This window comes from Falsiporphyromonas endometrii, from assembly GCF_042654485.1.
GTDB lineage: Bacteria > Bacteroidota > Bacteroidia > Bacteroidales > Porphyromonadaceae > Porphyromonas > Porphyromonas endometrii.
In genome coordinates this window covers 1-5,413 of record NZ_JBHSGO010000014.1, presented here as the reverse complement: position 1 = coordinate 5,413, position 5,413 = coordinate 1, and the positions used below count along the sequence as shown (strand labels likewise).

General features: G+C 38.9%; 5 protein-coding genes. All 5 read right to left on the bottom strand.

What is annotated here, in order from left to right; genetic code table 11:
- Positions 1 to 121 precede the first annotated feature (121 nt).
- Entirely contained in the window at positions 122 to 1,396 is a 1,275-nt protein-coding gene (locus ACFO3G_RS00970) for a TolC family protein (protein WP_380077131.1), read from the bottom strand.
- A gap of 79 nt (positions 1,397 to 1,475) precedes the next feature.
- On the bottom strand, positions 1,476 to 2,612 hold the full coding sequence (locus ACFO3G_RS00965) for an ABC transporter permease (RefSeq protein WP_380077129.1): 1,137 nt from the start codon (positions 2,610 to 2,612) through the stop codon (positions 1,476 to 1,478).
- Positions 2,613 to 2,618: 6 nt separating this feature from the next.
- Positions 2,619 to 3,590, bottom strand: a complete 972-nt coding sequence (locus tag ACFO3G_RS00960) for an HlyD family secretion protein (RefSeq protein ID WP_380077127.1) — start codon at positions 3,588 to 3,590, stop codon at positions 2,619 to 2,621.
- Positions 3,591 to 3,676: 86 nt separating this feature from the next.
- Positions 3,677 to 4,372: an ABC transporter ATP-binding protein gene (locus tag ACFO3G_RS00955; protein ID WP_380077125.1), complete on the bottom strand. Its 696-nt coding sequence runs from the start codon at positions 4,370 to 4,372 to the stop codon at positions 3,677 to 3,679.
- Positions 4,373 to 4,781: 409 nt separating this feature from the next.
- Positions 4,782 to 5,413, bottom strand: a 632-nt coding sequence (locus ACFO3G_RS00950) for an NAD(P)(+) transhydrogenase (Re/Si-specific) subunit beta (protein ID WP_380077123.1), incomplete at its 5' end; no start/stop codon positions are given.

Genomic DNA, 5,413 nt, shown 5'->3' with positions numbered 1-5,413 from the left:
CCAGACAATTCGAAATAATTTCTTTAATTTGTACTCGTGTGAGATCCATACTGTTTTACTGTTTTATTTTATTTTTTCAAAGATAATAGTCTTGGGTCTTACACACTTTTTTGGGACAGTATCAAGACAATTCAAGATTGGCATTTGCCACAAAAACATTATAAATTGCTTGAAGATAATCCGTATGACTTTTCTGTAGATCTTTGAGCCCCTCTTGGAGCTTGGCCGGATAAATCTGCCCCTCTTTCATTTGCTCATTAAGAATAGAAAACCTCTCTTCATGAAGGGTTACATTTTCTTTTCTAATAAGCAGTTCCTTCTTTGCTTTATCCAATTGAGCTTGTTTTTCACCAAGAGCTTTGGCACGATTAATCCTATTATTTTCAGCCTCAATCTGATCCGTTTTATAATTGAGCTTTGCTATTTTTCTGTCTTCATTCTTTCCAAAGTCCTCAAGTATGGGCAAAGAAAGTTTGAGACCCAAATAGCTATTGCTATACCAATGTTCCGAATTAGTAAGATTGAGCTGTTTGTTGTAGAAATTACCACCATAAAATCCCACCAAAGTCAAAGTTGGGAGAAAGGCTATGTTTGACTTCTTCCATTGTTCTTTGGATAAGGCCATTTGGATTGAATCTCTCTCTGCTCCCAAAGAGTGGTTTTGATGCAAATCTAATGCTTGCATATCAAGCATCAAATCTTCAAGTCTATCGGTTAGATTTAGTCTTTCTCTTTGTATTTCCTCAGGGTCCAATCCAATATCCGAAAGCAATCTATTTTGTGCTAAAAGCAAATCTGTATTAGCCGATATACCTCTCAACTTCATCTCATTGACATTCTCTTTTGCAACGAGTACATCTTCCTTTGAGGCCAGTCCTTCGGCAAATCTATTTTGGGTATAATCAAGGACTCTTACAGCATGCAAACTATCTGATTTGCAATAAGCCAATTGTTTCTGAGCGATTAATACACCGGCATAGTCTATTCTAACCTGATTTGTCAAAATTGCTTTCTGAATCAGAACATCCACCTTGCTCAACCCCGCACGTTTTTTCTCAGAAGATACAAGCTTTAGTTTTGCAGGATTAAAAAGATCGTATGAGAAGTTTATGCCCCAGTTTGCCGTATTCTTTGTTGCAAACTTAGCGGGAAAAATCTCATCACTTCCGGAAGTAGGATCAATAAACTTCATCGGGATGGGCGTTGCCGCAATATCAAAATTATGCCGGATGCCAGCCGATAGACTAAGTTCTGGCAGCAAATCCAATTTTTGTTTATTTACTTTAATTGAAGCCGACTTCTCCAAAAGTATTTTGGAAAGCATCGATGGGTTGTCTTTTAATGCATCTGAAATAGCATTCTTGAGTGATAGACTGTTTTGTTCTTGACCTTCCATCAAAGAAACAGACATTATCATTAATAAAACTATGCCTATGGTTGTCCTTATATTTTTCATAACAAACAAAAAGAGATAATTATTTGAATACCGATGCCGGTTCGAGCTTCTTCAATTTGGCAACGGCAAAGAATGATCCACCAACAGAAATGAAAGTGGTCAGAAGAAACAATTCGACCAGCAATTCGGGAGGAATAATAAGCGAAAGCCCCGATTTTGCCACTCCAAACTTCATCATAAACAATAGTATAACAGCTATCACATAGCCTACCACAGCATAAAGGAATGCCTGCAAAAGTACCAGTCTGCTTATATATCCATTGGTAGCACCTATAGCTTTTAGAGTTCCATAGTCTTTGACACGGTCGAACGTTGAGGTATATAAAGTCAAACCTATGATAAAGAATCCGCTAATCACAGCAAAAATGACCAAAGAACCAAAACTTACCCCCATATTGGACTCACGTAGTATTGTCTTGATTGTACGCTTCTCCAGTTCATTCCTATCCCATGCCCTAATCCCGGGGAAACTGCGGTTGATACGATTGCAAACATCCGAGATCTCGGAATGGTTATCTGCCTTTATAATGATTGCACTCACTAAATTCGGAGACATCCCCGTAAACTCTCTGGCATTATTAAGACTTGTATAGCAAAATGAAGCTCCATAACCTCTGACATGATTCATAAGCACCTCAACTTTGGCATGCTTACCATTCAATTCCACATCCATGCCCATATCAACAGGGTGCTTAAATCCTTTTTGGTCATGTTTGTCAAGCGCAATTGATCGGGGATGAGACAAATTAGAGACCTTGCCATCCAACACTTCATCTCCGTTAGGACGTAAGATCAATATAGGATCCTCACTACCTATCAATAAGACACTTGAAAATTGGCCATTAGAAAATTTCATCATCGTAGTAGCATATACTACTGGAAAAGTTTCTTCAACTCCATCAATACTCTTTAACTCATTTACCAGACTACTATTGATAGGGGTAACCGCATTGAGATTGGTAGACTGGTCGGTAATAACCCATATATCGGCCAATTCACGATTGGTATGAGTTGATATTGAGCACATCAAAGACTTTAAAAAATTGAGCGTACTGAGCTGCTGTCCTATAAGAAAGATAGAAATGACAATACCAATCGTAATACCAATACTCTTGGATTTCTCATAACGCATAAATTTGATGGCGGTTAGTAACATGGCAAATCATTTATTGTTCTTTTGTGAAATTAGAATATCACAAGTTACCTTTGATCCTATAAGTGGCAGATGGCTCTGGTCGTCCAACATAATCTTGATTTTCCTAATCTGGCTATCTTGTTGCTCAGAGTTTAAACCCGAAAAAAGAGTCTTTTGAGTCAAAAAGTCTGACATCTGTATAATCTTTCCGGTCGCTACAACTTGACTATATCCTACATTATGAACCGATACTTTGTCTCCTAATCTAAGACGATTAGAAAAAAGCTCGTCTACTTCTGCTTCCACCACGATAGGCTCATTAGGACACATAAGAGCAAGCTCTTCATACTCTTTGATCGTATTACCAACAACGGCACTCACATCTAATATAACACCACTCTTAGGAGCTCTTATCTGACATTTGGACATATTTTCTTGAGCTATCTGCACAGACTCTCGAAGTTCCCCAATTGTTTTTAAAGTAATCTCTCTCTCCTGTAAATTTTTTTGTAGCTCAAGCCCTTTCTGATTAAACTCATTTTTTCGATCAATCATATTTTGACGAGTCTCAGCACCTTTATCAAAGAGTCTTTTTGCGATTTCATAGTTATGTTTTGCCTCATTCAAACTAAGTTCACTCTTCTTTATATTCAAATCAGAAATTCTCAAGTTGCTCTCTTCCTGTTCCAACTTCTGCCTTGAGACTTTTAAATTTAATTTCGCAATGCTTGGATCCATGCTTATCAAAAGCTGATCTTTTTGGACCGTATCGCCCGAAGCTATGTATATATGATCAATGATCCCCGATACTTCGCTGCTAAGCTTGATTGTACCACCCATAGGCTGTATACGCCCAATAGCTTGAATGGTAGTAATACTATCAGGGATTACATAAGAGGAACAAGATTCGACAGACTTATCTTTTTTCCCTTTACAACCTGTCATGGAGAATGTCAAAAGCCCCAATATTCCTAACCCGGCAATTAAATACTTTTTCATTATCAAAGTTGACTATTAAATATTACGAAGACCCCCTCTACCAAATATGGTATAAACTCTTCGGGGCTGTCTATAAATCTTTACAATTAAACAATATGATCCTCTGGAGGAGTCTCTGTGGCGATACCATTGGAGACATAAATTACCCTATCAGCATATTCTCTGAGTCGCTCATCATGCGTAACTATAACAATTGCCTTACCTTTTTGCGACAACAAACGCAATTCATCCATCACACGAGATATGCTATCCTTATCCAAAGCGGCAGTAGGCTCATCACAAAGAATCATTGAAGGATCCGTCACAAGCGCACGAGCTATTGCTACCCGTTGTTGCTGGCCTCCACTTAACATTTTTGGAAGATTATTCATGCGATCTTGAAGTCCAACTTTGGCAAGAGCCTCACATGCTCGCTCCCTCGCTTCTATTCTCGAACATCCCATCAACCTCAAAGGCAGCATAACATTTTCTAAGGCATTAAGTGGTTGGATAAGATTGAAATTTTGGAAAACAAAACCAATGTGCTCCAAACGAAGCTTTGCCAATTCATTTGGAGATAATTCAGCCGTCGACTTTCCAAGAATAATAATATCACCCTCCGTCGGGTAAATCACACAACCCAGTAATGATATCAATGTTGTTTTGCCCGAGCCCGAGGGACCAAGAATAAGCGTAAGTTCATTCTTATTTATTGAAAGTGTAGTTCTGTCCAAAGCAGTAATTATATCGTCTCCGCTCTTATACTGTTTGGAAGCTCCTACTAATTCAGCCACTTGTTTCATCGATAGTGTAATAATTTATACAAATTTTGAATACAAAGTTAGTAAAAGACTTTGATTAATACGAAAGCGTACTATCAATTTAAAAAAGCAAAAATCACATCTTTGAATACTTTTGACATAGAAAGACTATTAGACATGCGCTATTCTAAAAGCAAAGAGGACAGTAAAGAAAGTGCCAACAACTAAATAAATTGAAATATCTTTTACAATATCATCAAGTTTTACACAACACCAATAATAACTTCAATGCCGGATCTATGATACTCCACATCCTCCTACAAATTATTTTACAAGGTTATAAGAAAACATGAGGACCAATAGAAAAAGGAGGCACATCCTATTCTCAATAAGATGTACCTCCCTTACTATAAACACTGATAAATGTCAGCTCACTGTGTAATAAAACCTATTACACTATCTGACCAATAATCTTTTGCAATGACTCTTTGGCATCTCCAAGTTCCAGGTAGACTCCCTTCTCTCTGGTGTAGAGCGGGTTTTCGACACCTGCATAACCGGGATTGAGGTCGAAGTTGCAGATAATAACCTCCGGGGCTTTGTCCACATTCAAGACCGGCATACCATAGATAGGAGTACCTTCCGCATCTCGTGCAGCAGGGTTGAGCACGTCATTTGCCCCAATCACCACAACAGCATCCGTATCTTTGAAATCGTCATTGATGGCATCCATCTCAAACAATTTGTCATAAGGAACATCCGCTTCGGCCAATAGAACATTCATGTGTCCAGGCATACGACCTGCTACGGGGTGAATTGCAAAGCGGACTCTGGCGCCCTTGTCTTCCAACAAATCGGCAAGCTGCTTCACTTGATGCTGAGCCTGTGCCAATGCCATACCATAACCGGGCACAATAATCACATCTTTGGCATTAGATAGAACGGCCGCTGCGCCCTTCTCTTCGTCAGCCTTGCTTACATTGCCTTTGGTATGACAGGAGTTGATCCCGGCAATCAATTCTTGAAGGGTCTTCTTGGCATCTCCAAGTTCCAGGTAGACTCCCTTCTCTCTGGTGTAGAGCG